Origin of the sequence: Bradyrhizobium sp. 40 (assembly GCF_023100925.1) — a bacterium.
Taxonomy (GTDB): Bacteria; Pseudomonadota; Alphaproteobacteria; order Rhizobiales; family Xanthobacteraceae; genus Bradyrhizobium.
The window spans coordinates 4,032,383-4,058,217 of sequence record NZ_CP064688.1 but is presented as its reverse complement, the minus strand read 5'-3'; the positions used below and the strand labels follow the sequence as shown (position 1 = coordinate 4,058,217).

Genomic DNA, 25,835 nt, shown 5'->3' with positions numbered 1-25,835 from the left:
CTTTGTCCCATGGATCAGCGGACGAGCGGCGCTGACGCTCTCACTCAAAAGAACGATCAGGCGCCGGCGCTTGTCGGCGTGCTCTGCGGCCTTGCCGCGGCGGTGTTCTGGGCGCTCGGCTTTGCCGGCACGCGGCACGGGCTCAAGGTCGGCTTCACGCCGGTCGATCTGCTGGTGCATCGCTATGTCTGGTCCGGCATCGCGTTCCTGCCGCTGGTGATACGCGGCGGAATCTCCGATCTCTGCGGCATCGGCTGGGGCAGGGGCCTTGCGCTGATGGTGCTCGGCGGCCCCGTGATGTCGCTGATCTCCTACACCGGTTTTCTGTTCGTGCCGCTCGGCCATGGCAGCGTGATCCAGCCCTCCTGCGCGACGCTCGGCGGCCTGCTGCTCGCGGCCTTGTTTCTGAAAGAGCATGTCTCCGCGTCGCGCATCGCTGGCGCCCTCGTCATCGTCGCCGGGCTCGGCGTGATCGGCGCGGAATCGATCGGTCATATCGGCGTCGATGGCGTGCTGGGCGATCTCACCTTCGTGCTGACCGGATTGATGTTCGCAGGTTTCGGCGCGCTGGTGCGCCACTGGCGGGTCTCCGCCGTGTCGGCTGCGCTCGTCATCAACGTGCTGTCGCTGCTGCTGCTGCCCATCTACCTCATGACCGGCGGCCTCGCGCGGATCGCGGCGATCGGTGTCGGTGAGAACGCCATCCAGGCGCTGGCGCAGGGCGTGCTTGCGGGTCCGGCTGCGCTTTATCTGTTCGCCGTCTCGGTCCAACGCCTCGGCGTTGCCCGCGCCGCCGTTGTCCCCGCCTGCGTGCCGGCGCTGACGGTGCTCACCGGCTGGCTCCTGCTCGGCGAGCCGCCGACACTATTGCAGACGGCGGGATTGGTGACGGTGCTGTGCGGATTCTATCTGGCGCAGAGGCAGCAATAGACCGCAAGCCTCCGCACGGCGCTTACCATTCGATGGTGGTGAACTTGACGCCGCGGCCGGTCAGCTCCCGCCCGAGCCGCTCGGCGCGCTCGCTGGCGGATTTGCCGAGCAGCCGATACCTGCCTCCGAGAGCCTTGTCGGCGACAACCTGATGCCGGATGTTTTCGTACAATCGCAAGACGGCCTGATCGCTCAGATTGTCGAACATGTCATCGGTCGAGTTTGGTTTGGTCGCGTCGCTTGTTGGCGGTCCTCGCAGAGCGGCCTCCCAAGTCTTGTTCGTACGGATGTCGGCTCATGGGTAGCGGTCCGGCGCAGCAACGTATGTCCACTTCTGAACATTGCGACATGCGGCCTGCCTCGGCTTACGCCTTCCTCACGAACTCCGATTTCAAATTCATCGCGCCGATGCCGTCAATCTTGCAGGCGATGTTGTGGCCGTCGGTGGCGTCCTGCAGGCGGATGTTGCGGACCTTGGTGCCGCCCTTGACGACGGAGGAGGAGCCCTTGACCTTGAGATCCTTCATCACGATGACGCTGTCGCCATCAGTGAGCGCATTGCCGTTGGCATCGCGCACGCCGGCCTCCTGCGCGGCGTCCGCGGCGGCCTCCGCCGTGCCGCTCCATTCATGGCCGCATTCCGGGCAGACCCAGAGGCCGCGATCCTGATAGGCGTGCTCGGAGTTGCAGGTCGGACATTTCATCGCGTCGGTCATCGTTTGCCTCGTCGCCCGTCACGGGCGCGCCGCACGCTTTCCGCCGGAAAAGATGGATTGGGAGCAAATCCTTTACCATGGCTTTCAGTCCTGGTCGAACCCCTGGAAACTTAGGAGTTCGGGAAAAATTCTGCGGTATCGAGGTCCGGAATTTGTGGCTGCGCCGGTTCGACGTCGCGGCGGAAGGGAGTGTTCTGGTCATGAGCGAGCATCGCGCCGCAGTCAGACATCACACGCTGCGCACCGGCATTGTCGAATTCGACAACGGTACCGGCAAGATCATCAGCGCGCCCTGCACGATCCGCGATGTCTCGGGCACCGGCGCGCGCCTTGGCCTCAACGCCTCGCTCTGGGTCGCCGAGCAGTTCACGCTGGTCTTCAGCAGCGGACTGCGCAAGGACTGCCGCGTCGCCTGGCGCAAGGGCCGGCTGATCGGCAGCGCATTCGCGGACGGCTATGCGAGCGCGGACGAGCAGGCCGTGATGATGACCGCGGACGAGCAGTCCCGCCACCGGCTCGGCATCGGTGCGCGCCTCAGGGCTGCGCGCGAAAAACGCGGCTACACGCAAGGCCAGCTCGCCGAACTCATCGGCGCCACGCCGGCCTTCGTCTCGCTGGCCGAGCAGGGCCTGGCGGACATTCCGCTGTACCAGCTGATGCACATCGCCGATCTGCTGATGGTCGGTCTCGACGGGCTCGTCGCAGGGCCGGCGCCCGAGGACGTCGACGCGGCGTAGTCAGCACCCCGTCAAAATAAGAACGTCGAAAACAACCCCATGCACAGTAGAAATCCCGAGGGATTTCAGTGTGTTGAAAATCCGAAAAAACGGTGGTGTTGAGCCGTAGCACGGATGGAGCGCAGCGGGCTACGGGCCTCGCACCGACTTCGGCGATACCGAATCGAATTTGACTCGTCGGGCAAAACAGGGGCAGTATGGCATGATGGCGCCGCTGGAAGCTGGTGGCTCGCCAGCTGCGGAGCGACATGCCGAAGACACCAAAAAGAAAACTGAAGACCTACCAGACCTCGCTCGGCTTCTACGACCAGGCGATCGCCGCGCCCTCGATGAAGGCGGCGCTGGACGCCTGGGGCGCCAGGTCCAATCTGTTTCATCAGGGCGCCGCGAAGGAGACCGACGATCCCGACATCGTCGCGGCGACGATGGAGAAGCCGGGCGTGGTGCTCCGGCGTCCGGTGGGGTCGGACGGGGCGTTCACCGAGCATTCCGAGTTGCCGACCGATCTCGCTGACGACGAGGCCACGCCGAAGCGCAAGGCCAAGTCCAAAGTAAAGTCCAAGCCGGAAAAGCGTCCGTTAAAGGCTGCAAAGCAACCAGCCCGCAAGATCGACGATCAACAGGCGCGCAAGGCCGCCGCGGCGTTCGAGAAGGAAGAGCGGCGGCGGGAAGCCGAGCGCCGCAAGGAGGAGGCCGCTCGCGCCAAGGAGCGCGCGCGCCGCGACAAGGCGGTTGCGAGCGCGCAGGCGGCGCTGGACGAGGCAAAGCGGGAGCACGAATCGCGGGCGGAGGCGATTGAAGCCGAGCGCGCTGCACTCGACGAACGCGCCGAGGCGGAGCAGAGCCGGTGGGACAAGCAGAGGATGAAGCTGGCGGAGGCTGTGCGTCGCGCGCGGGAGTAAATGCCCGGCCATGCGCGCCGCGTCGTCGTCCTTGGCGGCGAGGTCGCGGTTCCATGCCTATATGGACTGATGTCCCACATAGGTTGCCATGTCTGAAAAGCCGTCGATTTCTAAAAGCGTCAATTCCAAAAGCCCGATGATCGTGCGCTCGCGCCGCGCGGCGCCTGTCCTGGTTTGCCGCAAGTGCCTCAAGCGCAGCGACGACGGCCGCGACGTCAGGCGTGCGCTGAAATCCGAACTGAAGGCGAACAAGCGCGACGGCACCAAGCCGGCCAAGCTGATCGTGACCGGATGCTTCGGCCTGTGCCCGAAGCAATCGATCGTGATCGCGAGCGGCGCCAGCCTGGCGCGGCAGGAATATGTGCTGGTTGCGGACCGCGATCAGGTGCCGCGAGCGCTCGCGCTGTTGGATGGCAAGCCCGGCGCATGATGGTCGGTCTGCGCTGCGCCGAAACGGCGGAGCGGCCGGCGTCGGTCATTCCGGCAAAGCTTGATCGCAAATTCGCTTGCCTTGCCTGGCGTCCTTTTGCACTCTGGCGGCAAGGAGACCAACGCATGAAGATCATGACTGTCGCGTGTGCGCTCGGAACCGCCCTGGTGCTGTGTAATTTCGGGATATCGGATGCCGAAGCCCGGGTGCGGAAGGCCCGAGTGGTGGATGAACAACGGCTGAGGGTGGATGTTCCGGTGCTCCGGCCGACGCCGTGGGATTACAATATCGTTCCACGCTATCGTTACCGCCCTGAAGACGACCGGGTCGATCCCTATGGCCCGCCGCTGGTGTCGTCGTATGTCCGCTACGAGGGCTGGCGGTGGCCGTATTGGTGGTGAAGGGCGACGTTCCTAACCGCCGTCATCCGCCGCAAGCCGCACAAACTGCCGCTTCATCGCGTTGACCCTGGCGACATAGCTCGCGACGAGGTGATCGCCGCAGCGCTCGTCGGCGCTCATCTGGAACTTGCGGCGCGCATAGGCCGTGGCGGGGCCGGCGCCGCAGAGATGGATGAAGGCGGCGAGATCCTGTCTCTCGCGCGCGCTCGCCTTTACATCGCCCGCGCGGGCGAGAACATCGGCGACATTACGGTCCAGATACACCGATGCGAGTTCGATGGCGTGGCTCGGGATCGCGCGGATATAGAGGAAGGGAGAGCCGCAGCCGGCCTCCGTGACCGCGTTGCCACGAACGCAGAACCGCGCGGCGTCGGCATAGGCTGCGTCCAGCATCTGGAAGAGGCCGACGGCGCTGGAGGCGGGCCGGTAGATCGCGAGCGGATGAAAACTCCATCGCCAGCGCCAGTAGGTGCGCGCGAGCGGATTGCCCGATGTCTCGACCTGCGCCAGCGCGGCCAGCAATTCGGGCGTGATCGTCGCGGTGGCATGCTTGCGGAATAGCGGCCCGTATTGCCGCCAGGTCTCCGGTGGATCCTTGTCGAGCGCGTGGCCGACAAGGACGAACAGCTCGGTCGGCTTGCGCATGGTTTGATAGGCGATGTTCACGAGCACGACGGCCGCCAGCAGCATCGCCACGCCACCCGCGATCCGGACCATCCGCGGTGCGCGCGCGAAGGTCTTTCGCATCCATCGTGCGCGTCGCCTGAGCTTGCAAAGGCGAGAGAGGAGGGGCTTGCTTCGTCCTGGCATCGGTCTTCTGGGAGTGCATTGCGGAGGCTTTGCACCTGGTTAACGCTGCCACCAGGCCTTGAAATCCGGCTTCTTTTCGCTCTGGTCGCGTCCTTTCAAGCCGCCGGTCCGTACTCCCACGGCAGTTCGCATCCTTGATGGAAATAACCCGAGGTTGTACTGTGCGGCGCAACAGGGTTAATTTTGTGTGAATGGATCGGCCGGAATGACCGCAATCGAAAGCGTGGTGTCGGCGGAAGGCGCGGAGCGGAAAATGCCGCCGGGCGTGCTGGTCGAAGGGCCGGTGGTCGAGGCCAAGTTTCGCGACTCCTACATCTCCTTCGTCATCATGATCGGCGGTTCGATCGCGGCGCTGGTCTGGGCGTTCTGGCAAGGCGTCGGCTGGGTGGAGGTTTCGGTCTTCGCCGGCACGTTCGCGCTGTCCACGGTCGGGATCGGCTTCATGCATCGCTACTTCGTCCACCGCAGCTTCCGCTGCGGTCCGGTGATGCGGACGCTGTTCGCGGCCATCGCCACGATGGCGGTGCAGGGCTCGATCCTGAAATGGGTGAGCAATCATCGCCGGCATCATCTTCACTCCGACAAGCCCGGCGACGTCCACAGCCCTTACTATGACGGCGACGGCAACCCCTATGTCACCTTCGCCAAGGGGATGATGCATGCGCAAGGCGGCTGGGTGTGGGACCAGGCCACCACCGATGCCGGATACTACGCCAAGGATATCCTGGCCGATCCGATCGCGATGTTCTTCACCAGGACACGCTGGTACTGGTACGCGCTCTCGGCGGTGATCATTCCGGGCGCGATCGGCTACGCCTTCGGCGGCGTGCACACGATGACCGGCTGCATCCTGTTCTCCGGCCTGTTCCGCAGCTACCTCATGACCATGGCCACCTCGATGGTCAATTCGGTCTGCCACAGCGACGGCCGCTACGGCTACCGCCGCTTCGATCTCGACGACGGCACCACCAACGAGTTCGTGACCACGATCCTCACCTTCGGTGAAGGCCTCCACAACAACCATCACCGGTTTCCGCGCGACGCCTACATTTCGCACGCCTGGTACGAGATCGACATCAACGGCCTGATCATTCTCGGGCTGGGGAAGCTCGGATTGGTGCACGACATTTTCGCGGCGGGAAGCAGGGCTGTTCGCTCTGGAGACTCGGAGGACGGAAAGCGTCCAGTGGCAGATACCGAAGCGATGGTCTGAAGCAGGTAGGATGGGTCAAGCGGAAGCGAAGCCCATCAATTGCCATTATGACGCGATGGGTTTCGCAAGTGCTCTACCCATCCCACGTGCGTGAGGCGCGGGCCAAAACCGCATCTATCCCGCGTTGGCTTGGACGCCATCGGTGAAATCCAAACATAAGTTGTGTTCGGAGGGAACTCTGGCCCAAGGGAGCCGTTGAGCCTGTGATCCCCGAGCGTAGCGAGATCGAACCTCCGATCCTCGCCTGAACAAGACCGCAGTCGCCTCGTGAGAGCGGCTCGGCGCGAAGCGTCCTCCGTGCGTATCAACCGGAAACCTTCATGAACAGCCCCGATGTTCGCAATGCCATTCAGATCGACCGCGGCTCCAGCCTGGCGATCTGCAATGAAATAGGCGACCGCCTGCGGATCAAGCTTGGCGGCGAGCACGACCCATTGCCGCGACATCTAGCGGCCCTGGTCGACCGGATCGCGCATATCAGCAGCCATTCGAACCAAGCGACGCTCGTGATGACCTCCAGATCGGATTCAGCATGTTAGACTTTTCGAATGCATCTTTTACGCCTGAAACCATCGGCGTCATGAAGACCGCGCTGGACACGGCGGTGGCGTCACTGCCGGCCCCGGTCAGCTCTGCGCATGTCCGGTCGATCGCGGAAACAATCCTTCGCACGGCGAAGGAGGGCGAGCGAGACCCCGCTGTCCTGGAGCGCATGGCGTTGATGGAGCTTCAGATCTCGCCCCGTGACTGATGCCGGTCCGCTAGCTTGCGTGCCGGCGCAGAAATGCTCGCGTTGATTGCCGCGCCCTGATGCTTCGATGGAACTCTGGGGCCGCGGAAGCATTCACATCTGCAGCCGCGATCACGCGGCTCCTGGAGAATCCCCAACATGATACGTCATTTGTTGATCGGCGTTGCCGCGTGCGCAATCGCGGCAATGTCGACACTATCCGCTTCTGCCATGCCCCGGGTTGCGGCGGAGACGCTGGTCGCTGGCTCCGACAGTCCGGTGATTCTCGCGCGCGGCGGTCATGGACACGGCCACGGTCACATGGGACGTGGCGGCCACGGTCATCACTATGGCTGGAGCAGGGGCCGTCATCGCGGCTGGCGCTAAACGCAAACCGACTCAACATCCGGGGCCGCCTTCGATCGGCGGCTCCGTAAAGTCGGCTCATTCGCCCAGCGGGCTCACCAATCCGGATCGCCGTAATAGGGATCGACCATATAGGGCGGGGGCATCCAGGGCCCTCGCGACGGCCTGGGCCGCCGAGGTGCGGCCGCTTGCGCGTGCGGCCGTGCAGGCGCAGCGGCATCGTTGTTGATCATGCTGCGCGGGGCGGGTTTCGTGGATGCAGGCGCGGATGGAGGTGAAGTCGTCAGCTCCTTTTGCAGCGTCTGGACCTGTGCGGCGAGGCGCGCATTGGCCGCCGCATCCTTCTCCTGCGCCGCCTTGAGCTGCTGAATGGTGTCGGCCTGCTCGCGCAGCGTCTGCTCGCTGCGGCTTTTCAGTTGCTCGAGCTTTCCGTTGATGTTCGCGAGCTCGCTGCTGATGGTCTTGAGCGATTGCGCGAGATCAGACGACGACGAGTCAGGCGTTGTGGCGCCGGTTCTTGAGGCGTCGGATCTCGAGGCGTCGGGTCTTGAAGCGTCAAATCCTGCAGCGCTCTCCGTGTCCTTGGCGACCGGCGGCGCTGGCACCGTGCCGGGCTCATCCGCGGCAGCCAGTTGCACGGCCCGCGGTGGCGCCGGACTTTCGACAGCGGAGGCTTGCGGAGGCGCCTTCGCGACCGGCGGAGCCCATCGCGCCATGATCGACCTGCTGATCGACCTGGCCTCATCGCGATATTGCGAAGCGAAGGCGACACCGAGAATGCCGATTGCCAGCACGAGGCCGATCAGAGCGCGCAGCATGGGGCGATCTCCCATCAGGCCTTGATTACGAACCCTGCTATCCGGCGCCGGCGCCGCGGCCTTGGGGGTCTTGTCCTCGGGAGCCTTGTCCTTGGGAGTCTCGACAGCTTCCACACCAGCGCTTACTCGCGAGACCCGCGGGCCTTCGCTGCTGTGTTCCATTCCGGAAACCAGCCGGTCCAGCCGCGCAAGGTCTTGCTCCGCGCTCTTGATCCGGTCGTAGGCCCGCGCCAGCCCGCCATCGGCGCGCCCCACGTCCGGCTTGGGGGCATCAGGCTTGGCGGCGTCCGGCTTGGGCGCGTCTGCCTTGTGGTCGTCAGGTTTGGGGTCGTTCGTCTCGGGCACCGATGCGCTCTCGATCCAGTCGGGCGTCAATGGGAGTGCGGCAGTTCAATCGGAACGATAAGTCCCGCCGCTGTCCCACACAACGCGCGTGCGAAGGAGAAATTATGGCGGGCCCGGGGTGGGACCGGGCGCGGGGTATGCAACGTGGCGCCCCTTGATCTGGATCAAGCAGGCAGCGCCCGACCGCCTCCAGCGTGCAGGCATTCATCGGAAGGAAAACATGGTTCAGACAAGAGTGATCGTCCTTGGTGCCTTCGCCGCCCTGCTGCTGGCCGTGCCGGCCAAGGCCCAGGTGCTGGTCGATGTTTCCAAGATCAGCTGCGACCAGTACATCACCCAGCGCATTACCCACATGCAGACCGTGAACGTCTGGCTCGCCGGGTTCTACGCCGGCCGCCGCAACAATCCCGTTGTGGACACGCAAGCGCTGAACAAGAACGGCAACAAGCTCTCGCGCTTCTGCGAGTCGCATCGCGAGATGCCGCTGCTGGATGCGGTCGAGGCCAATACGAAGTAGCGCCTCGCTCGTCCACCCGACGAGCTCTTACCGTAATGTTGGGCTTGGGAACCAAATGCAAAATCATTCGATTGATGAGCATCACCCCACGATCAACGGAGACACGGATGGAACTGTCCGGGAAAAAGATTGCGATTCTTCGACCAACGGCTTCGAGCAATCGGAGCTCGAAGTGCCGCGTGATACCCTCAAGGCGGCCGGAGCGACCGTCGAGATCATTTCGCTGCAGCCCGGCGAGATCAAGGGCTGGGACGAGAAGGACTGGGGCCGCCCCGTCAAGGTCGACAAGACCCTCGATCAGGCCAAGGCCGGCGATTATGACGCGCTGGTGTTGCCCGGCGGCCAGATCAATCCTGATCTCCTGCGCGTCGAGCCCAAGGCGCTGGCCTTCATCAAGAGCGTCTTCGATGCCAAGAAGGTCGTTGCCGCGGTCTGCCATGCGCCCTGGCTGCTGGTTGAGACCGGCATCTCGAAGGGCCGCAGGATGACGTCCTACAAATCGATCAAGACCGACATCGCCAATGCCGGGGCGAAGTGGGAGGATTCCGAGGTCGTCGTCGACCAGGGCATCATCACCTCGCGCAATCCCGGTGACCTCAAGGCCTTCAGCGCCAAGATCATCGAAGAGGTGAAGGAAGGCCGCCACACCCAGCGCAGCAACGCGGCGTAAGGGGGCGGTTGCGGTGACGGTGCGCGTGGAGATGCCATCCAACCCCGGTTCACGTGGCGCTATCGAAATGAAATTGGCTCGTAGGGTGGGTTAGCCGAAGGCGTAACCCCCCACGACTCGCCGGAGAAAACAAAAGAGGTGGGTTACGCTTCGCTAACCCACCTTACGCGCCAGAATTCTGGAGCCGGCGATCAATAGCGGCTGCCGCTGCCCTTTTGCTGCGTGATCCAGTCCGACAATGTTTTCGGTCTGGATTTCTCGGTCCGGGCCGGTAAGGCCTTCGGATTGTCGCGGGTGCCTTTGGTCGAACGGGTGCGCGGCGCATCCGTTGCGTGGACGCTCCTCAAGGCAGTCGTCGATGCCTCTGCGGCTTCCTTCTCGAGACGCAGCTGCTTCAATCGCGCCATCTTGAGGCGCTCTGCCTCGACTTCGGGGCGTTCGGCGAGCTGCGGCTTGTGCTGAGCAACCTCGGCCGGGACCAGGACACCGAGAATAGTCGTCTCGCCGAGCGCCTTGCAGGCTTCGAGCCGATGCAGTCCCTCGACCAGAACGAGGCGGTCTCCGTCGAGCCGAAGGGAAATCGGGGTCTGTTGTCCAATGTCCAGCATACTTTCCGCGATCTCCCCGACGATCTCGGGCTTGATCGCTTTCTTCTGCTTCGTGGGAACGAAGATCTTCTCGATCGGGAAGCTTTCCGATTTGGGCATAACTCGACTCCGCTTCTACCGGGCCCGTCGGAACCCATGCCGGTGTGTCGGGAGTTTAGGAGGGAAGGGCTCTACCGCAAAGGCGATTCGGAGATAATGCTGGATTGTGGGAACGGCGTGCGTGATCGGAGCGCAGTCACCAAGGCTCGGAATTTAGATTGATGGGTTTCGCAGGCTCAACACATACTGCGGGTTAGAATCTGAAAGCCGTGTCAGCTTTAACGACCTGAACCCGCAGCCGTTGGGGCAGATAGTGCCGCTTGCGAAGCTGATCGCCTTCTTTGCGACAGCGTAAGTGTCGCTTCGCCCGTCAGATGTCAAAAGAAGCTCAAAATAAAGAAGCAGAAGTCCACGTATGGACTTCTGCCCCTATCTTTACATCAGGGCTTTGATGATCGCTGCGACTCCGAAGAGGCACAGCGCAACATTCACCCTGACTTCGATGATGATCTGAGGTTTTCGCATTGGAAGCCCTCGGATCACGCCGGCGCAATCCGTTAGGGTTGCGTCTCACGTCCCATCGAACGAATAAGCCGTCGTTCACGGGTTCATCGGCCCACCTCTGACGTTCTAGAATCGTCATCGGTAGCCCCGAGCCGCCCCGAGGGGCGCCGCTATATCTCTGGAAGCTCGAATCTACCAGACTTTAGCGGCGGGTCGGGTCTCGGGATGCGACTTATCCATTCGAATGGCTGCTTTGCGAAGGCAATTTCGTTTGGGGCCGCAGTTCTGTGCGCCTATCCCTTTACGTCGTGTCGAAAACTTACGAACACCCCGTCGTGCTGCCGCAAGTATCGCACTTCATACACGTGCCATTCCGCACCAGCGTGAAGTTGCCGCACTCGCCGCACATCTCGCCTTCGTAACCTTTTGCCTTCGCTTCCGCGCGGCGTTCGGCCTTGGAGGGCACCATGGTCTGCGCGGTGCCGGACTTGCTCCACTGCAGGGCCTCCAGCTTCTCGGTGGGCGAGAGGTCGTGCTGGACTTCCTGCTTCAGCGCGACCGCGCCTTCCAGGACGTCGCCGGCGCGGCCTGACGCACCGTGCGAGGCGAGCGAGGTGACCTTGCTGCCGCCTGATGGTGCGCTGTCGTTGCCTTGCGCGACCGCGGTCGAGCCGCCGCGCATGACAACCAGGTTGTCGGTGCGGGAGCGGGTGAGGCCGCGCGACACCAGCTTGGAGGCGCGCTGGCCGTGATCGTCAGGCTCCTTGCCTTCCTCGACGCCCTTGCCGAGCACGTCGAACCCGGTCTCGCTGGGATCGACATGGGCGAGGTCGAAGCGGCTGAGATAGCTCACCGCCAGCTCGCGGAAGACGTAGTCGAGGATCGAGGTCGCGTACTTGATGCTGTCGTTGCCTTGCACGGGACCCGCCGGCTCGAAGCGGGTGAAGGTGAAGGCGTCGACATATTCGTCGAGCGGCACGCCGTACTGGAGGCCCAGCGAGACCGCGATGGCGAAGTTGTTGATGAAGGAGCGAAGTGCGGCGCCTTCCTTGTGCATGTCGATGAAGATCTCGCCGATGCGGCCGTCGTCATACTCGCCGGTGCGCAGGTACACCTTGTGGCCGCCGACGACCGCCTTCTGGGTGTAGCCCTTGCGGCGATCCGGCATCTTCTCGCGCTCGCGCATCACGATGATGCGCTCGACCAGCTTCTCGACGATCTTTTCCGAGACCTGGGCGGTGCGTGCCGCCATCGGCTTGTCGTAGAGATGCTCGATCGCATCGTCCTCGTCCTCATCGTCGCTGATGAGCTGCGAGTTGAGCGGCTGGGACAGCTTGGAGCCGTCGCGGTAGAGCGCGTTGGCCTTCAGTGCCAGCTTCCACGACAGCATGTAGGCGGACTTGCAGTCCTCTACCGTCGCGTCGTTCGGCATGTTGATGGTCTTGGAGATCGCACCCGAGATGAAGGGCTGCGCCGCCGACATCATGCGGATGTGGCTCTCGACCGACAGATAGCGCTTGCCGACCTTGCCGCAAGGGTTGGCGCAGTCGAACACCGGGTAGTGCTCGGCCTTGAGGTGCGGGGCACCTTCCACCGTCATCGCGCCGCAGATGTGGACGTTGGCCGCCTCGATCTCGCGCTTGGTGAAGCCGACGGCCTGGAGCAGGTCGAAGCCGGGGGCCGCGATCGCCTCGGCGCCGATGCCGAGCTGGTCGCGGATGAAGTCTTCGCCGAAGGTCCATTTGTTGAAGGCGAACTTGATGTCGAACGCGGTCGGCAGCGCCTTCTCGACTTTGGCGATGGCTTCATCGGTGAAGCCCTTGGCCTTCAGCGTCGAGGCGTTGATGCCGGGCGCGTTGGAGAGCGAGCCATGGCCGACGGCGTAGGCCTCGATCTCCGCGATCTCGCTCTCGCGATAGCCGAGCGCGCGCAGCGCTGCGGGGACCGCGCGGTTGATGATCTTGAAGTAGCCGCCGCCGGCGAGCTTCTTGAATTTCACCAGCGCGAAATCAGGCTCGATGCCGGTGGTGTCGCAATCCATGACCAGGCCGATCGTGCCGGTCGGCGCGATCACCGTGGTCTGGGCGTTGCGATAGCCGTGCTTCTCGCCGAGCTCGAGCGCCGCATCCCAGGCCGCTTGCGCATGGGTGACGAGGTCGGTCTGCGGGCAGGACACCAGGTCCATCGGCACCGGATTGACGCTCAGCGCCTCGTAGCCGTTGGACTGGCCATGGGCAGCGCGGCGGTGGTTGCGGATCACGCGCAGCATGTGCGCGGCGTTCTTCTTGTAGCCGGGGAAGGTGCCGAGCTCGGACGCCATCTCGGCCGAGGTCTTGTAGGTGATGCCGGTCATGATCGCGGTCAGCGCGCCGGCGATGGCGCGGCCTTCCTTGGAGTCATAAGACAGACCCATGGTCATCAGCAGGCCGCCGATATTGGCGTAGCCGAGGCCGAGCGTTCGGAACTCATAGGAGAGCTCGGCGATCGACTTCGACGGGAACTGCGCCATCATCACCGAGATTTCGAGCACGATGGTCCAGAGCCGGCAGAGGTGCTCGTAGCCCTCGACGTCGAAGCGCTTGGAGGGGATGTCGTAGAACGTCAGCAGATTCGCGGAGGCGAGATTGCACGCCGTGTCGTCCAGGAACATGTATTCCGAGCACGGATTGGAGGCGCGGATGTCGCCGGACGCCTTGCAGGTGTGCCAGTCGTTCATGGTGGTGTTGAAGTGCAGGCCCGGGTCGGCCGACGCCCAGGCGGCGTAGCCGATTTTTTCCCAGAGGTCGCGCGCCTTCAGGGTCTTGGTGATCTTCTTGGTGGTGCGTCCGACGAGATTCCAGTCGCCGTCGGTCTCGACCGCGCGCAGGAAGTCGTCCTTGAGCGAGACCGAGTTGTTGGAGTTCTGGCCCGAAACCGTGAGATAGGCTTCCGAATCCCAATCGGTGTCGTAGACGTCGAACTGGATGTCCTTGTAGCCTTGCTTGGCGAACTGGATGACACGCTTGATGTAATTGTCGGGCACGAGCGAGCGACGGGCCAGCTTGATCTCGCGGCGGAGCGCCGGGTTCTTCTCGGGATCGAAGCAATCGTCGCCCGAGCCTTCGCAATTGACACAGGCCTTGAGCACGGCCTTGAGGTGCTTCTGGTTGATCTTGGATCCGGTGACGAGAGCCGCGACCTTCTGCTCCTCCTTCACCTTCCAGTCGATATAGGTCTCGATGTCGGGGTGATCGACGTCGACGACGACCATCTTGGCCGCGCGGCGCGTGGTGCCGCCCGACTTGATCGCGCCCGCGGCGCGGTCGCCGATCTTGAGGAAACTCATCAGGCCGGACGAGCGGCCGCCGCCGGAGAGGCGTTCGCCTTCGCCGCGCAGCCGCGAGAAGTTGGAGCCGGTGCCGGAGCCATATTTGAACAGGCGGGCTTCGCGGACCCAGAGGTCCATGATGCCGCCCTCGTTGACGAGGTCGTCACCGACGCCCTGGATGAAGCAGGCGTGCGGCTGCGGATGCTCGTAGGAGGATTTCGAGCGGGTCAGCTTGCCGGTGAAGGGGTCGACGTAATAATGGCCCTGGCCGGGGCCGTCGATGCCATAGGCCCAATGAAGCCCGGTGTTGAACCATTGCGGCGAGTTCGGCGCGACCATCTGCATGGTCAGCATGTAGCGGAGCTCGTCGTAGAAGGTCTGGGCGTCTTCGTCGGAGGAGAAGTAATTGCCCTTCCAGCCCCAATAGGTCCAGCAGCCGGCGAGACGGTCGAACACCTGCTTGGCCGAGAGCTCGCTGACATAGCGCTCTTTCTCGGGCAGGAGGGCGAGCGCCTCAGTGTCGGGCACGGAGCGCCACAGGAAGGAGGGAACGGACTCTTCCTCGACCTTCTTCAGACGCGCGGCAACGCCGGCCTTGCGGAAGTACTTCTGGGCCAGGACGTCGGAGGCGACCTGCGACCACGCGGTCGGCACCTCGACGTTCTCGAGCTTGAACACGACAGAGCCGTCGGGATTCCTGATCTCCGACGTGGTCAGCCGGAAATCGATGCCGGCGTAAGGTGACTGTCCCGAAGTGGTGTGGCGCCGCTCAATCCGCATGGTCTTGCCCCGTCCTATCTTTGACCGAACCGCCTCCGTTCAGGCGTGCCGGGTCATCATTTCATTTCGCGGTGCTCGAGGCCGCCTGGCCCTTGGCATCGCAGTTCAGCCGGTAGACCCGGCCCGTTTTCTCCCGACGCGATTGCTCGATGCGCGCACCGATCATCCGCCGGCACGTCCAGACCCATCCGCCCCAAAGGGATGAGCCCGACATGCGTTCAACGCCCCACACATCAAGTCTTCAACCACTGCACGTCTTCAACCATTGCCATCCGGGCCTGTTTCCAGCCCGTTCAGGCGCCCGAAAAGTCCGCTCTCGCCGGGCAGACAAGCCCGTATCCCGCTGCCCTTGTCTGGCTTGGCGGAGTGCTGTTTTGCAGACCCTTTGGGGGAGTGCCGGCGGGACGCAAACACACTCGCGCCGAACGGATCGAAAACTAGGACTCTCCGTTACGCCCGTCAAGAACTAGTGCGAGTTCCTGAATCAAATACTAAATATGGTGGATTGCGGGGGATAACAGGGGGCAAGCCCACGCCTGTTGTTGAGCCAAGTATCAGTGAGTCCTCAGGGATTCCCAACCGAAAAAATTTGCATCTTGTGGTGCCACGGAGGCTTCACCCCGCTGTTCACAGGGCAGGTATATTTTTGAATGGCGGGCTTGCCTCCGGGGGACTCACGTAGGGCTACGGAAGGTGAGGGCAGGCATGCCCGCCGGGGTGGTGGTGGGAGGGGCGAATCCGCGCCAAGCTCCGTCAAATTTTGCCGGACTACCCACATGCTTGATTCGACTCGGCCGGTGCTGCGACCGCGCATCGCCCCGGCCGGCCTGATGTTCCTCGCCATCACCTCGGTGGGCTGGGGCTTCAACTGGCCGGTGACGAAATTCCTGCTCTCCGAGCTGCCGCCGCTGACCTTGCGCGGGGTCACCGGCGTGCTTGGCGCGGTGCTGCTGGCGGCGCTGGCGCTGATCCGCGCTGACAGCCTCAGGGTCCCGCGCGAGATCTGGCCGCGGCTCGTGACCGCCGCGGCCCTCAATGTCACCGGCTGGATGGTGCTGATGGGTCTGGCGCTGCTGTGGCTGCCGGCGAGCGAAGCGGCGCTGATCGCCTACACCATGCCGGTCTGGGCCTCGCTGATCGCCTGGCCGGTGCTCGGCGAGCGGCCGACCTTGTTGCGCACCATCGCGCTGGTGATGGCCTTTGCTGGCCTCGCCTCGATCATGGGCGGCAACGGCTTTGCCGCCACCGCGGACAAGCTGCCGGGCATCATCATGGCGCTGTGTGGCGCGATCGGCTTCGCCGCGGGCACCGTGTTTTCGAAGAGGTACCCGATCCGTCTGCCGCCGATCACCGCCGCGGCCTGGCAGATCGGGATCGGCTGCCTGCCGATCACGATCATCGGCCTTGCCGTCGAGACCACGCATCTGGAACTGGTGACGCCGGTCGGCTGGTGGCTCCTGGTCTATTCGACCGTGGTGCAGTTCTGCATCGCCTATGTCAGCTGGTTCGCGGCCCTGGCGCGCCTGCCGGCCTCCGTCGCCGCGATCGGCACCATGGCGGTGCCTGTCATCGGCGTGGTGGCGTCAGCGATTGCGCTCGGCGAGCCGCTGGGGGCAGGGCAGATCGCGGCACTGATCTTCACGCTGGCGGCGGTGGTGCTGGCGACGCGGTAGGGCGTGTACTCAGGAAGCGACTGGCCGGCGGATGTCCGGCTTACCGCCAACATCCGCCGGCGAGCGGAAGGTCTCCGAGGTCGCCGATGGGCCGATCGGCGACATGCTGAGCACACAAAAAAGCCCCGGAGGATGCCGGGGCTTTCGCAGTGCTCTTAAGGATCAGTACCTGGCGACGACCGGACCGCCGAAGTTGAACTTGTAGTTTACGCCGACCGTCGCGGTAGATACCTCCAGCCGAGTCGAGATGACTTCGGAGGGAAGTCCCGCCACGAAGCCACTGCCGGTAACGGCCGAGATGTGCTGAACGTCTCGACGGCCGAAGTCCATATAATTGTACTCGGCAAAAGCCGACCAGCCCGGAGCGAACATCCACTCGAGACCGCCACCCACTGTCCAACCAGAACGGTTCACACCCAGAGCCGTTTCGGAAAGAGCTCCGCTGGGCTGCACGACGATATTGTCCTGCTGGGTCCAAGCGCCACCGCCCTTGATATAGCCAAGCAGCTGCGGAACGAATAAATAGCCGACGCGGCCCGTGACAGTCCAAACGTCTTTGGTCTCGTTAACGGAGGTAAAGGTCGGGAACGCTGGCAAAGCGTGCGAGCTGCCGATGCGAGCATAATCGTACATGCCTTGGATACCGACCACCCAATTTCCAGCAAATTGGTAATCGCATCCGATCTGACCGCCGCCAATGACCTGGCTGTTATCGCTAGAACCATAGTCCGCCGGAAACAGTACACCGAGTCGCGACACTCGGGTTTGATCAGTCCGGGCCCAACCACCGCCGACGTTGCCGCCAACATAGCAACCCGTCCAGTTATAGACCGTGACAGGTGCGGGGGGTGGAGCCTTCGCATAACGAGGAGCCATATCTGCGGCGATAGCTGATCCGGTGAATGCTGCTATAGCGGCGATAGAGATCACGATCTTTTTCATGTCCACTCTCCCATGGCGCATCCGAAATCGTGGCCCGAAAGTAGCGCTATTCTGGCAAATTACTGTCCCCGGAAAGCCACACTCGCCTGTTGTCGCGGCGATTGGTAGGCATCGAAACACTGCGGAATGTGCGAAGAGTGACAAGTCGGCTATGGGGCCAATTGCAGAAGTCTATGTTGTTGACGGGCTACCGCCGGGGCAGGAAGGAACGACGACCTTGGTGTACGCACAAAAGCCGAGGTGTCAGATGTCATTGCGTGGAGTGATCCGCAAAATCGAACCGGACTGCACTGGGCAGCGTGGCTGACGTTCAGCTGCAGCTCAGTCGGGTTTTTCCTGGGGTTCGTCTACCTGGCCGAGGAACCGGTGCGATCGAGACGCGAAAACACATGCCTCTTCGGCTGCGGCTATGGCTTATGTTGTTCGGAGTAAACGCACGCTACCCCTGTTGCAACGGCTCCTGAGAGCAGGCCTGTCCTATTTCGACGTCGTAGACCTGATAGCGGGCGTCGCCTCGAAGGCCAGAATTGTCGGTCTCGATCTGGTCGAATTGGTGCCGGAGTGTGATGTGCAGACTATTGGGGCGATCTGCGCAGCGCGGATCATCTGCAACGCCATTGGATGTGCCGCCAAGCAGAAACTCTAACCGGCCACCCCGCCACCGAGCGCCTTCCTGATCATCTCGGCGAGCTGGTTGCGGCGGTACGGTTTTGTCAACAGCATCACGCCGTCGTCGAGCTTGCCGTGGTGGACGATGGCGTTGTCGGTATAGCCGGAGGTGTAGAGCACCTTAACGCCGGGGCGGATCGTCGCCACCTTGTCGGCGAGCTCGCGCCCGCTCATGCCGCCGGGGATGACGACGTCGGTGAACAGCAGATCGAACGGCTGGCCGGCCTGGATCAACTCGAGCGCAGCCTTGCCGTCGGGCGCGGCGACGGTCTGGTAGCCGAGGCTCTGGAGCTGCACGGTGACGAAGTTGCGCACCAGCGGATCATCCTCGACCACGAAAATGGTCTCGGCGCCGCCTTCCGCCTGCGGCGTCGTGGTGGGGGCCACTTCGGCCATGCCTTCGCCCGGCGGCAGATAGAGCTTGATCGTGGTGCCGTGGCCTTCCTCGCTGTAGATCTTGATGTGGCCGCCGGACTGCTTGACGAAGCCGTAGACCATGGAAAGGCCGAGGCCGCTTCCCTTGCCGACCTCCTTGGTGGTGAAGAACGGCTCGAACGCCTGCTGCTGCACCTCCGTCGGCATGCCGGTGCCGGTGTCGCTGACGGCGAGCATCACGTAAGGACCGGGCCGTACGTCGGGATTGTTTTGCGCATAGGCCTGGTCGAGCACGACGCGGTGTGCCTCGAGCAGCAGCTTGCCGCCGTTCGGCATGGCGTCACGCGCGTTGATCGCCATGTTGAGCAGGGCATTGGTGAGGCGGGACGGATCGATGTGCGCGGTCATCTGCCCCTGTTCGAGCACGGTCTCGATCTCGATCTGCTCGCCGAGGGTGGGGCGCAGGAGTTTCGCGATGTCCGCGACCGCGGCGTTGATCTCGACGTTGCGCGGCTGCAGCGGCTGCCTGCGCGCGAAGGCGAGCAGATGCTGGATCAGCTCGGCGCAGCGTTCGGCGGCCTCGTCGATCAGGCGCGCCACGCGCTGGAGCTCGGGCTGCTGCTTCAGACTTGCCACCAGCGTCTCGGTATTGCCGGAGATCACGGTCAGCATGTTGTTGAAGTCGTGCGCGACGCCGCCGGTGAGCTTGCCGATCGCATCCAGCTTCTGCGACTGGTACAATTGCCGCTCGGTCTCGCGCGACATGGTCGCGTCGTGATAGACCAGCACCGCGCCGGAGACGTTGCCTTGCCCGTCCAGCATCGGCCGGCCGCTGATCATGAGATGACGGGGAGCATTGCCGCTGTGCGGGCGGACGATCATCTCCATATTCTCGAACGGCTCGCCGCGCAGCACGCGTGCCGACGGCAGTTCGTCCGGCTTGAGCGGGGTGACGCCGTCGCCGTGAAGCACGGTTGACAGCGCCCGCAGATTGCGCAGGTTCATGCCGGTCCGGTGCAGCAGCATGCGCTCGGCGGCGGGATTGGATAGAAGGACGTTACCCTCGGCGTCGATGACCAGCACCGCTTCCGCCATGCTGTGGAACGTGCTCTGGAGCACGTTGACCGACAGGCGGAGCTCGTCATGCGCGGTGACCAGATGCTCGGTGCGCTCGGCCACTGCGGTCTCGAGCTGCTGGTTGGCGGCCGTGGTCTCCAATAGCGTGCTCTTGAGTGCGCCCTCGGTGCGCCGGCTCTCGCGCATCATCATCACGACCAGCAGCAGGATCACCAGCGCGCCGGCGACGTCGATGCCGAGCAGCACGATGCCGGTGCGGCGCGAATCCTGGGAGCGCGCCGCGAGCAATCGTTCTTCTTCTGCGCTCAGATGATCGAAATTGCCCATCACCGTGTCCATGAGGCCACGGCCCTCGCCCTTGCCCTGGAGCGCGGCAATGCCGGCCTGGTCGTTTCCGGCGCGCAGGCGCATCACTTCGGCGGCGATCTCGATCCGGCGCAGCGCCAGCGGCTCGGTGCCCTCGAGCAGCGCGACATGTTCCGGAGTGTCGCGCACGCTGCGCTTGAGGTCGGCGAGTGCCGGTGCGATCCGGGCGTGCACCGCCTGGAATTCCTCGCTGAAGCTCGGGTTGCGATAGATCTCGTAGCCGCGTGCGGCGCTCTCGGCACTGCGCATCAGCACGCGCAGGTCGGAGATCTTCTTCAGCACCTGGACGGTGTGATTGACCCAGGCCGCGTCGGACCGCGACTTGACGTCGAGGCCGATCGAGGCTGCGGTGATGATCAGGAGGATGGCAAGTCCAGCACCGAGAATGACACGCTGCGTTGGGATCAAGGGGCTTCTTTCTTGTCCTTCGGCTGCGAGCCATCGCCCGGCGCGGCGATGCATTCCCGGATCGTGGTCAGCAGCGCGTCCGGCGTGAACGGCTTGCGCAGGCAGCGGGTCGCGCCAAGCTCCAGCGCCATCCGGAGGAAGTCGGGAGAGGGCGAGGCGGATGAGGCGAAGGCGTAGCCGGACATCGCGATCAGCGGAACCGCCGGCGCGCGCTCGTGAAAGATGCGAATGGACTCGAAGCCGCGCATATGCGGCATGAAGATGTCGACCAGCATCACGTCGAAACTCTGGGTTTCGAGCGCAGCCAAACCCGTTTCTCCGCCATCAGTCAACGTGACGTCGAAGCCCTGACGTTGGAGGAGGACCTCGATGGTCGCACCGACCATCGGATCGTCATCGACCACGAGAATACGCGGCATGACACTTCCCAGTCATCGAAGTCCCCATAGCCAAGTTGATACAGGTGAATCGCGCGTCGGGTCAATTTGGGATTGGATAAGGGTAGGTATGCACGGTGCGGTGAATAAAGGTCCGTTCGCATCGGTTGTACGCCGCGATCGCCGATGGCGAACACGAGGCGAGCGAAACAGGTGAGGCGCCTGTATGCGAAAAAGGCGCCGCATCGCTGCGACGCCTTCTTCTTCACGTGTTGCAGGTCGGCTTACGGGCAGGGATGACGCTGGCCGTCATAGCCGAGATAAGTGCCGGACGCCGGATCGTAGGACTTGTAGCGCTGCGCGCAATAGCCCGCGGAGTCGCCGCCGCTATCTGGGACCACGGCTACTGACGGCTCATCATAATAGCTGTCGTCGCCATAGTAGTAGGGGTCGTTGTAATAGCCGCCGCCGTAATAGGCGTACGAGCCGAGGCCGCCGATCGCAGCGCCTGCCGCGACACCGGGCCAGAAGCCGCCGCCGCGATGGCGCCAGCCGCCGCCGTGCCAATGACCGCCGCCGCCATTCCAGTGCTGACCCCCGGCTGCTGCGAAGCTGCGCCCGCCGCCGCCGTTGAAGGCAGCTCCGCCGCTGGGACGCATGGCTGTACCTGCTGCGAAATTGCCACCGCCGCCACCGATCCTCGCGCCGCCGAAGTTGCCGCCGCCCATGCGGGCGCCGCCACCGCCAAAGTGAGCGCCACCGCCGCCGAAGTGGGCACCGCCACCCCCGCCGAAATGGCCACCGCCGCCACCGCCATGTCCGCCGCGACCTTGCGCGAAGCTTGGCGTCGCCAACGGGAGAACCAGCGCCACGGCCGCAGCCGCGCTCAAGACTTTCAGACTTCTCATGATCAAAACTCCTTTTCCCGGAAGCAAACCCGATGAAAGGGCTGTAGTTCCTGGGATCACGGCGGTTTGCGTGCGAGGACAAGCTTTCATGGCGACGCTGTATCCGGCATGAACGGATCGCGTCCGATTTGCGGCAGAGTCGGTGTGCCCGGCGACGCATCTGCAGCAGGGCACCGCCGCCCCCGCCGAACTGGACATTTCGCCGTCCGGATGGCATCAGGATCCGACGAAGCAGGGCCCTTGCCGCATGAAACAATTCTTCCTCAAGTTCTTCACCTGGTGGAATGGCCAGACGTTTGGCACCCAACTCTGGACCAGGCGCTATGGCGAGCTGGTCGGCCAGGACGAGCAGGGCAACCTCTATTATCGCACCCGCGGCGGGGCGATCGATCCGGCCCTCGGCTTCGAGCGGCGCTGGGTGGTCTATAACGGCTACGCCGAGGCCAGCCGTATCCCGCCGTCCTGGCACGGCTGGATGCATCACACCGTCGACGTGCCGCCGACGCAGGACAACTACCAGCCGCGCGAGTGGGAAAAGCCGCACCAGCCCAATCTCACCGGCACGGCCAACGCCTACCGTCCCTCGGGCTCGACGCTCGCCAGCGGCAAGCGGCCCAAGGCGACCGGCGACTATCAGCCCTGGACGCCCAGCTAGGCTTCCGATTCCCGTCTCAACCCTTGTCGTTGGAGTGGATGCACCCGCATCCGCCTCGCTCTGCTGTGGACAGCGGGAACAGCGGGGATGAGTCCTGCGCGGGCATTGCAGCCACGCGGGCGATGCGGCTCAATGGTCGCATCTTACGGAGATGGGAGACCATCGCGTTCGGTTCGGGCAACAGTTCGCGACTGTCCCGAAATGCAGCGGCCGCCGACCAGGACTCGATCGGGAAATAGGCCCCCGGTCTGGAAGCTCCGAAATCGCCCGATGAAATGTGCAGCCGCCGTAAGACAGGAAAGGCCGCTCGGGAAACCGGGCGGCCTTTTTCTTTCATGGAGGCACAACTGGATGTCGCGTCCGTGCGCAGCACCGCTACGCGCTGCAGCGCGCCCGGGACACGAGAGCGGAGACTAGGTCATCCTTTCAGCCGCGCGCTTCACCGCCTCTAGCCGCCGCGCCTGTCCCTGCGCGCCACGCTCTTTCAGCAATGTCAGCACCTCGGCGGGTGCGGTGTCGGGCGAGCCTGCATTGAACGGCGGGGCGGGATTGTATTCGAGCTGAAGCTGGATCGCCTCCGCGGTGGTGCGATCGACCATGATCGACACCAGGGTCAGCGCGAAATCGATTCCCGCGGTGACGCCGCCGCCGGTGATGCGGTTGCGGTCGACGCAGACGCGCGTCTTGGTCGGCGTCGCGCCGAACTGAGCGAGCATCTCCATCGCGCTCCAGTGCGTGGCGGCGCGGTAGCCCTTCAGGAGGCCGGCGGCGCCGAGCGCCAGCGATCCCGTGCAGACCGAGGTGACGTATTTGGCGCCCTCGGCCTGCCGGCGCAGGAAACCGAGCACCTCCTCGTCATCGAGCAGATCGTTGGTGCCGCCGCCGCCGGGCACGCAGATCACGTCGAGCTGCGGGCAGTCGGCGAAGGTCGTGGTCGGGGTCAGCGTCAGCACGGAATCGCTCGGCACCGGCTCGATCCGTTTCCAGATCAAATGCAGTTTTGCGCCGGGCACGGAGGAGAACACCTGCAAGGGACCCGTAAAATCGAGCTGGGTGACGCGCGGAAACACCAAGAGACCGATCTGGAGCGGGGACGACATGAGAGCCTCCAATTATGAGCTTGACGGACGCAGCCTCTCATGATGCCCTTCCGTCCAAAATGGCGTATTTCCCTCGCTTTCGGACATGACCATGATCGGCATCCTGATCTTCCCGGATTTCCAGTTGCTCGATGCGGCCGGCCCGATCTCGGTGTTCGAGATCGCGGCGCGCTGCACGGGCAAGACGACACCCGGGATCCGCGTGCTGGCGGTGAACGCGGGGCCCGTGCGCAGCTCGTCCGGCGTGGAGATGATGGCGCGCGACTTCAAGTCGGCGAATGCGATCACGACGCTGGTCGTGGCGGGAGGCGCGGGCGTGACGGACGCCGCGCGCTGCGAGGTCACGCGCGCCTTCGTGCAGCGGCTGGCGCGGCGCGGCGTGCGGGTCGCCAGCGTCTGCTCGGGCGCCTATGTGCTGGCCGAGGCAGGCCTGCTCGACGGCCGCCGCGCCACCACCCATTGGGGACGCACGCGGGATTTCATCGCGCGCTATCCCAAGGTGAAGTTCGAGCCGGACCAGATTTTCACGCGCGACCGCAATGTGTGGACGTCGGCGGGCATCACGGCGGGCATCGACCTTGCGCTCGCGATGGTGACCGAGGACCACGGCGAGCAGATCGCGCAGGACACCGCGCGGCAGCTCGTGCTGTATCATCGCCGCAGCGGCGGCCAGTCGCAGTTCTCGTCACTTCTGGAATTGAAGACGCCGAACGGGCGCTTCGGCGCGCTGCTGTCCTGGGCGCGCGAGAACCTCGACGCCCGCTTGACGGTCGAAGATCTCGCCGACCGCGCTGGCATGAGTGCGCGGCATTTTGCCCGCGCCTTTGCCGCCGAGACCGGCACGACGCCCTCGAAAGCCATCGAGCGCTTGCGCATCGAGGTCGCGCGCGAGCGCGTGCAGTCCTCGCGCGAGGCGATCGAGCTCGTCGCGGAGACAACCGGCTTCGGCGACCCCGAGCGCATGCGGCGCGCTTTCATCCGCGCCTTCGGCCAGCCGCCGCAGGCGCTGCGGCGCGCGGCAAGGGCCGTGTAGGGAGAATTCACCGATTTGGAGAGGCCGCTTGAGCGGGTGAGCACACTTGGATATTTGAGCAGACTTGCATATTGCGCGGCATTTCGCCTTTTGGACCCGGAACCGACCTCCCTCAAGCGAATGCAGCCGTTGCGGACGATCTGTACAACACGTACCGTCGCCGAAACCGATGCAAGGAACCCCAATGACCGATCGAGAAAAGATTCTGATTGCCCTTCGCGAAAAACCTCTGAAGACTTTCGACATCATGAAGCGCGTGAACATCAAGAACCAGGACGACTGCCAATCGCTCCTGTTGAAGATGCGTGACGACGGTGCCGTGAAGTTCGATATTCACAAGGGACATTGGCGCGCTGCGTGACGGCATTCGCTTGGTCACCAGCGGTTGACTTGCGGATTGGTTCAGCCCGATGCGGCCTTGCCGCCGGTCGCCGCGGCGCTCGAGGCCTGTGCGCGCGCCGTCAAGCGCCGCGCGATCGGCATCAGCATGTAGGGCGCAAGGTGAATGGGAAACTGCGTCATCGCGAAATAGAGCCAGGTGGTGGGCGGCAGCGCGCCGGCGGTCGCGGCGAGCATCAGGCCCAGATTGCGCTGTGACACCATCAGCCCGAGCGCCAGCGCGCGCTCATAGCCGATACGGCGGAACAGCAGCGTGGTCACGGCGAGCAGCGTGAAATAGATCGCGAAGGCGAGAGCTGCAAAGCCCAGGGTGGAGACCGGCCGGGCGACGAGATCGCTCGCGACGTCGCCCATGATCGCGGTCGCGAAGACCAGCAGGATGACGATGTTGAAGCCGTCGATCGGCTGCCTGTGGCGCTGGATCGCGGCCGCGCCGAAGACCTGCCGGATCACGGTCGCTGCCAGCAGCGATGCTGCGAGGATGCCGAGCAGCTTCAGCCCCAGCGCAGGCGGCGAGATACTGAGCATGTCGCCGAGGAACAGGCTCGCGAACAGCGATGCCGTGAACGGCACCAGCGCGGTCGCGCTCACCAACGTGACCAGCACCAGCGTGGCATCGAGACCCATCAGCGCGGCCAGCGCCGGCGCGGCCATCATCGGCGAGGCCATGCTCTGCAGCATCAAGGCCAGGGCAAGGTCGGGGGCGCGCGCCGTGAGCCCGGTGACATGGACGATCAGCCCGACGATCACGGGCACGCCGATCATGGTCCAGACGGTGGCGGTCCCGACCAGCGCTGGCCGCCGCAGATGGCCGGTGAGCGCGGCGAGATCGACCCGCATGAAGGAGATGCAGAGCAGAACGAAGATCGCCTCGGTGACGAAGGGGCGCAGCAACATCCCGAGCGGCGGCACCGCGAGCGCGATGAACACGACGGCGGCCACCGCGCGGGTGCCTTGGCCGCCAAGCCATGTCAGCCAGCGCAGGGGGAGGACGAATATGCTTTGAAGGACGGGCGGCATCGGGAACGGC

The 25,835-nt window shown here is 64.1% G+C and carries 27 protein-coding genes and 1 pseudogene; 16 read left to right on the top strand and 12 right to left on the bottom strand.

The annotated features are described in order from the left end of the window. The first annotated feature begins 9 nt into the window (after nt 1-9). A complete protein-coding gene (locus IVB40_RS19755; protein ID WP_247461805.1) occupies nt 10-930 on the top strand; it encodes a DMT family transporter in 921 nt (306 codons plus the stop codon). A 22-nt stretch (nt 931-952) separates the two neighbouring features. Here IVB40_RS19755 and IVB40_RS19750 read toward each other — a convergent pair whose 3' ends face one another. Together IVB40_RS19750 and IVB40_RS19745 are read right to left on the bottom strand one after the other, a co-directional pair. After that, the gene (locus IVB40_RS19750; RefSeq protein ID WP_035962695.1) at nt 953-1,138 is read right to left on the bottom strand and encodes a hypothetical protein; all 186 of its coding nucleotides are present in this window, start codon (nt 1,136-1,138) and stop codon (nt 953-955) included. A gap of 157 nt (nt 1,139-1,295) precedes the next feature. Next, a complete protein-coding gene (locus tag IVB40_RS19745; RefSeq protein WP_027569793.1) occupies nt 1,296-1,646 on the bottom strand; it encodes a zinc ribbon domain-containing protein YjdM in 351 nt (116 codons plus the stop codon). Between the two features lie 200 nt (nt 1,647-1,846). Here IVB40_RS19745 and IVB40_RS19740 point away from each other — a divergent pair, with 200 nt between their 5' ends. From IVB40_RS19740 to IVB40_RS19725, 4 genes are all read left to right on the top strand, one after another. Further along, nucleotides 1,847-2,383 carry a helix-turn-helix domain-containing protein gene (locus IVB40_RS19740; RefSeq protein ID WP_027569794.1) on the top strand — a complete coding sequence of 179 codons (537 nt, stop codon included), beginning with the start codon at nt 1,847-1,849 and terminating at the stop codon, nt 2,381-2,383. Between the two features lie 248 nt (nt 2,384-2,631). After that, nucleotides 2,632-3,285, top strand: a complete 654-nt coding sequence (locus IVB40_RS19735; RefSeq protein ID WP_247286265.1) for a cell envelope biogenesis protein TolA — start codon at nt 2,632-2,634, stop codon at nt 3,283-3,285. An 88-nt stretch (nt 3,286-3,373) separates the two neighbouring features. Further along, on the top strand, nt 3,374-3,715 hold the full coding sequence (locus IVB40_RS19730) for a (2Fe-2S) ferredoxin domain-containing protein (protein WP_247816063.1): 342 nt from the start codon (nt 3,374-3,376) through the stop codon (nt 3,713-3,715). Next, the gene (locus IVB40_RS19725; RefSeq protein ID WP_247816062.1) at nt 3,712-4,116 is read left to right on the top strand and encodes a hypothetical protein; all 405 of its coding nucleotides are present in this window, start codon (nt 3,712-3,714) and stop codon (nt 4,114-4,116) included. The genes IVB40_RS19730 and IVB40_RS19725 overlap by 4 nt, the downstream gene beginning before the upstream one ends. Before the next feature lie 12 nt (nt 4,117-4,128). Here IVB40_RS19725 and IVB40_RS19720 read toward each other — a convergent pair whose 3' ends face one another. Continuing rightward, complete coding sequence (locus IVB40_RS19720) at nt 4,129-4,926, bottom strand: lytic transglycosylase domain-containing protein (protein WP_247816061.1); 798 nt, start codon at nt 4,924-4,926, stop codon at nt 4,129-4,131. Between the two features lie 205 nt (nt 4,927-5,131). Here IVB40_RS19720 and IVB40_RS19715 point away from each other — a divergent pair, with 205 nt between their 5' ends. The 4 genes from IVB40_RS19715 to IVB40_RS19700 all read left to right on the top strand — a co-directional run bounded on the left by IVB40_RS19715 (nt 5,132) and on the right by IVB40_RS19700 (nt 7,256). Then, entirely contained in the window at nt 5,132-6,139 is a 1,008-nt protein-coding gene (locus IVB40_RS19715; protein WP_247816060.1) for an acyl-CoA desaturase, read from the top strand. A gap of 320 nt (nt 6,140-6,459) precedes the next feature. Next, on the top strand, nt 6,460-6,678 hold the full coding sequence (locus tag IVB40_RS19710) for a hypothetical protein (protein ID WP_247286260.1): 219 nt from the start codon (nt 6,460-6,462) through the stop codon (nt 6,676-6,678). Continuing rightward, complete coding sequence (locus IVB40_RS19705) at nt 6,672-6,890, top strand: hypothetical protein (RefSeq protein WP_247286259.1); 219 nt, start codon at nt 6,672-6,674, stop codon at nt 6,888-6,890. The genes IVB40_RS19710 and IVB40_RS19705 overlap by 7 nt, the downstream gene beginning before the upstream one ends. A 138-nt stretch (nt 6,891-7,028) precedes the next feature. Then, nucleotides 7,029-7,256: a hypothetical protein gene (locus IVB40_RS19700; protein WP_247286257.1), complete on the top strand. Its 228-nt coding sequence runs from the start codon at nt 7,029-7,031 to the stop codon at nt 7,254-7,256. Nucleotides 7,257-7,330: 74 nt separating this feature from the next. Here the strand turns inward: IVB40_RS19700 and IVB40_RS19695 are convergent, their stop codons facing one another. Then, entirely contained in the window at nt 7,331-8,398 is a 1,068-nt protein-coding gene (locus IVB40_RS19695) for a hypothetical protein (RefSeq protein ID WP_247816059.1), read from the bottom strand. A gap of 220 nt (nt 8,399-8,618) precedes the next feature. Here IVB40_RS19695 and IVB40_RS19690 point away from each other — a divergent pair, with 220 nt between their 5' ends. Together IVB40_RS19690 and IVB40_RS19685 are read left to right on the top strand one after the other, a co-directional pair. Next, nucleotides 8,619-8,915: an HdeA/HdeB family chaperone gene (locus IVB40_RS19690; protein WP_245287862.1), complete on the top strand. Its 297-nt coding sequence runs from the start codon at nt 8,619-8,621 to the stop codon at nt 8,913-8,915. A gap of 107 nt (nt 8,916-9,022) precedes the next feature. Further along, nucleotides 9,023-9,585, top strand: a pseudogene (locus IVB40_RS19685) (type 1 glutamine amidotransferase domain-containing protein). Between the two features lie 191 nt (nt 9,586-9,776). Here IVB40_RS19685 and IVB40_RS19680 read toward each other — a convergent pair. Together IVB40_RS19680 and IVB40_RS19675 are read right to left on the bottom strand one after the other, a co-directional pair. Next, nucleotides 9,777-10,292 (bottom strand): ParB N-terminal domain-containing protein, encoded by a 516-nt coding sequence (locus tag IVB40_RS19680; protein WP_247816058.1) that lies wholly within the window; start codon nt 10,290-10,292, stop codon nt 9,777-9,779. A 763-nt stretch (nt 10,293-11,055) separates the two neighbouring features. Further along, the gene (locus IVB40_RS19675; RefSeq protein WP_247816057.1) at nt 11,056-14,823 is read right to left on the bottom strand and encodes a vitamin B12-dependent ribonucleotide reductase; all 3,768 of its coding nucleotides are present in this window, start codon (nt 14,821-14,823) and stop codon (nt 11,056-11,058) included. Between the two features lie 776 nt (nt 14,824-15,599). On the opposite strand from IVB40_RS19675, the gene IVB40_RS19670 reads away from it, so the two are divergent. Then, entirely contained in the window at nt 15,600-16,496 is an 897-nt protein-coding gene (locus IVB40_RS19670) for a DMT family transporter (RefSeq protein ID WP_247816056.1), read from the top strand. A 162-nt stretch (nt 16,497-16,658) separates the two neighbouring features. Here the strand turns inward: IVB40_RS19670 and IVB40_RS19665 are convergent, their stop codons facing one another. Continuing rightward, nucleotides 16,659-17,438 (bottom strand): outer membrane beta-barrel protein, encoded by a 780-nt coding sequence (locus IVB40_RS19665; protein WP_247816055.1) that lies wholly within the window; start codon nt 17,436-17,438, stop codon nt 16,659-16,661. Nucleotides 17,439-17,847: 409 nt separating this feature from the next. On the opposite strand from IVB40_RS19665, the gene IVB40_RS19660 reads away from it, so the two are divergent. Further along, nucleotides 17,848-18,084: an arginase family protein gene (locus IVB40_RS19660; RefSeq protein ID WP_247816054.1), complete on the top strand. Its 237-nt coding sequence runs from the start codon at nt 17,848-17,850 to the stop codon at nt 18,082-18,084. Here IVB40_RS19660 and IVB40_RS19655 read toward each other — a convergent pair. From IVB40_RS19655 to IVB40_RS19645, 3 genes are all read right to left on the bottom strand, one after another. Then, the gene (locus IVB40_RS19655; RefSeq protein WP_247816053.1) at nt 18,081-20,333 is read right to left on the bottom strand and encodes a CHASE3 domain-containing protein; all 2,253 of its coding nucleotides are present in this window, start codon (nt 20,331-20,333) and stop codon (nt 18,081-18,083) included. The two genes, IVB40_RS19660 and IVB40_RS19655, sit on opposite strands and share 4 nt — an antisense overlap. After that, on the bottom strand, nt 20,330-20,752 hold the full coding sequence (locus IVB40_RS19650) for a response regulator (RefSeq protein ID WP_027569815.1): 423 nt from the start codon (nt 20,750-20,752) through the stop codon (nt 20,330-20,332). Before IVB40_RS19650 ends, IVB40_RS19655 begins: the two co-directional genes overlap by 4 nt. Nucleotides 20,753-20,994: 242 nt before the next feature. Next, on the bottom strand, nt 20,995-21,618 hold the full coding sequence (locus IVB40_RS19645) for a BA14K family protein (protein WP_247816051.1): 624 nt from the start codon (nt 21,616-21,618) through the stop codon (nt 20,995-20,997). Between the two features lie 247 nt (nt 21,619-21,865). On the opposite strand from IVB40_RS19645, the gene IVB40_RS19640 reads away from it, so the two are divergent. Then, the gene (locus IVB40_RS19640) at nt 21,866-22,273 is read left to right on the top strand and encodes an NADH:ubiquinone oxidoreductase subunit NDUFA12 (protein WP_027569817.1); all 408 of its coding nucleotides are present in this window, start codon (nt 21,866-21,868) and stop codon (nt 22,271-22,273) included. Nucleotides 22,274-22,686: 413 nt separating this feature from the next. Here IVB40_RS19640 and IVB40_RS19635 read toward each other — a convergent pair whose 3' ends face one another. Further along, a complete protein-coding gene (locus tag IVB40_RS19635) occupies nt 22,687-23,373 on the bottom strand; it encodes a DJ-1/PfpI family protein (protein ID WP_247816049.1) in 687 nt (228 codons plus the stop codon). A gap of 91 nt (nt 23,374-23,464) precedes the next feature. Between IVB40_RS19635 and IVB40_RS19630 the strand changes: the two genes are divergently transcribed. Next, nucleotides 23,465-24,406: a GlxA family transcriptional regulator gene (locus tag IVB40_RS19630; protein WP_247816047.1), complete on the top strand. Its 942-nt coding sequence runs from the start codon at nt 23,465-23,467 to the stop codon at nt 24,404-24,406. 184 nt (nt 24,407-24,590) lie between these two features. Continuing rightward, nucleotides 24,591-24,767 (top strand): hypothetical protein, encoded by a 177-nt coding sequence (locus IVB40_RS19625; RefSeq protein ID WP_008137831.1) that lies wholly within the window; start codon nt 24,591-24,593, stop codon nt 24,765-24,767. A 41-nt stretch (nt 24,768-24,808) separates the two neighbouring features. Here the strand turns inward: IVB40_RS19625 and IVB40_RS19620 are convergent, their stop codons facing one another. Next, nucleotides 24,809-25,825: a Na+-dependent transporter gene (locus IVB40_RS19620; protein WP_247816045.1), complete on the bottom strand. Its 1,017-nt coding sequence runs from the start codon at nt 25,823-25,825 to the stop codon at nt 24,809-24,811. Between the last annotated feature and the right edge of the window lie 10 nt (nt 25,826-25,835).

What these genes read in the sequence shown, in the direction of transcription:
- IVB40_RS19755 (WP_247461805.1), top strand. Translation starts at nt 10, where the DNA reads ATGGATCAGCGGACGAGCGGCGCTGACGCTCTCACTCAAAAGAACGAT.
- IVB40_RS19750 (WP_035962695.1), bottom strand. Translation starts at nt 1,138, where the DNA reads ATGTTCGACAATCTGAGCGATCAGGCCGTCTTGCGATTGTACGAAAAC.
- IVB40_RS19745 (WP_027569793.1), bottom strand. Translation starts at nt 1,646, where the DNA reads ATGACCGACGCGATGAAATGTCCGACCTGCAACTCCGAGCACGCCTAT.
- IVB40_RS19740 (WP_027569794.1), top strand. Translation starts at nt 1,847, where the DNA reads ATGAGCGAGCATCGCGCCGCAGTCAGACATCACACGCTGCGCACCGGC.
- IVB40_RS19735 (WP_247286265.1), top strand. Translation starts at nt 2,632, where the DNA reads ATGCCGAAGACACCAAAAAGAAAACTGAAGACCTACCAGACCTCGCTC.
- IVB40_RS19730 (WP_247816063.1), top strand. Translation starts at nt 3,374, where the DNA reads ATGTCTGAAAAGCCGTCGATTTCTAAAAGCGTCAATTCCAAAAGCCCG.
- IVB40_RS19725 (WP_247816062.1), top strand. Translation starts at nt 3,712, where the DNA reads ATGATGGTCGGTCTGCGCTGCGCCGAAACGGCGGAGCGGCCGGCGTCG.
- IVB40_RS19720 (WP_247816061.1), bottom strand. Translation starts at nt 4,926, where the DNA reads ATGCCAGGACGAAGCAAGCCCCTCCTCTCTCGCCTTTGCAAGCTCAGG.
- IVB40_RS19715 (WP_247816060.1), top strand. Translation starts at nt 5,132, where the DNA reads ATGACCGCAATCGAAAGCGTGGTGTCGGCGGAAGGCGCGGAGCGGAAA.
- IVB40_RS19710 (WP_247286260.1), top strand. Translation starts at nt 6,460, where the DNA reads ATGAACAGCCCCGATGTTCGCAATGCCATTCAGATCGACCGCGGCTCC.
- IVB40_RS19705 (WP_247286259.1), top strand. Translation starts at nt 6,672, where the DNA reads ATGTTAGACTTTTCGAATGCATCTTTTACGCCTGAAACCATCGGCGTC.
- IVB40_RS19700 (WP_247286257.1), top strand. Translation starts at nt 7,029, where the DNA reads ATGATACGTCATTTGTTGATCGGCGTTGCCGCGTGCGCAATCGCGGCA.
- IVB40_RS19690 (WP_245287862.1), top strand. Translation starts at nt 8,619, where the DNA reads ATGGTTCAGACAAGAGTGATCGTCCTTGGTGCCTTCGCCGCCCTGCTG.
- IVB40_RS19680 (WP_247816058.1), bottom strand. Translation starts at nt 10,292, where the DNA reads ATGCCCAAATCGGAAAGCTTCCCGATCGAGAAGATCTTCGTTCCCACG.
- IVB40_RS19675 (WP_247816057.1), bottom strand. Translation starts at nt 14,823, where the DNA reads ATGCGGATTGAGCGGCGCCACACCACTTCGGGACAGTCACCTTACGCC.
- IVB40_RS19670 (WP_247816056.1), top strand. Translation starts at nt 15,600, where the DNA reads ATGCTTGATTCGACTCGGCCGGTGCTGCGACCGCGCATCGCCCCGGCC.
- IVB40_RS19665 (WP_247816055.1), bottom strand. Translation starts at nt 17,438, where the DNA reads ATGAAAAAGATCGTGATCTCTATCGCCGCTATAGCAGCATTCACCGGA.
- IVB40_RS19660 (WP_247816054.1), top strand. Translation starts at nt 17,848, where the DNA reads ATGGCTTATGTTGTTCGGAGTAAACGCACGCTACCCCTGTTGCAACGG.
- IVB40_RS19650 (WP_027569815.1), bottom strand. Translation starts at nt 20,752, where the DNA reads ATGCCGCGTATTCTCGTGGTCGATGACGATCCGATGGTCGGTGCGACC.
- IVB40_RS19645 (WP_247816051.1), bottom strand. Translation starts at nt 21,618, where the DNA reads ATGAGAAGTCTGAAAGTCTTGAGCGCGGCTGCGGCCGTGGCGCTGGTT.
- IVB40_RS19640 (WP_027569817.1), top strand. Translation starts at nt 21,866, where the DNA reads ATGAAACAATTCTTCCTCAAGTTCTTCACCTGGTGGAATGGCCAGACG.
- IVB40_RS19635 (WP_247816049.1), bottom strand. Translation starts at nt 23,373, where the DNA reads ATGTCGTCCCCGCTCCAGATCGGTCTCTTGGTGTTTCCGCGCGTCACC.
- IVB40_RS19630 (WP_247816047.1), top strand. Translation starts at nt 23,465, where the DNA reads ATGATCGGCATCCTGATCTTCCCGGATTTCCAGTTGCTCGATGCGGCC.
- IVB40_RS19625 (WP_008137831.1), top strand. Translation starts at nt 24,591, where the DNA reads ATGACCGATCGAGAAAAGATTCTGATTGCCCTTCGCGAAAAACCTCTG.
- IVB40_RS19620 (WP_247816045.1), bottom strand. Translation starts at nt 25,825, where the DNA reads ATGCCGCCCGTCCTTCAAAGCATATTCGTCCTCCCCCTGCGCTGGCTG.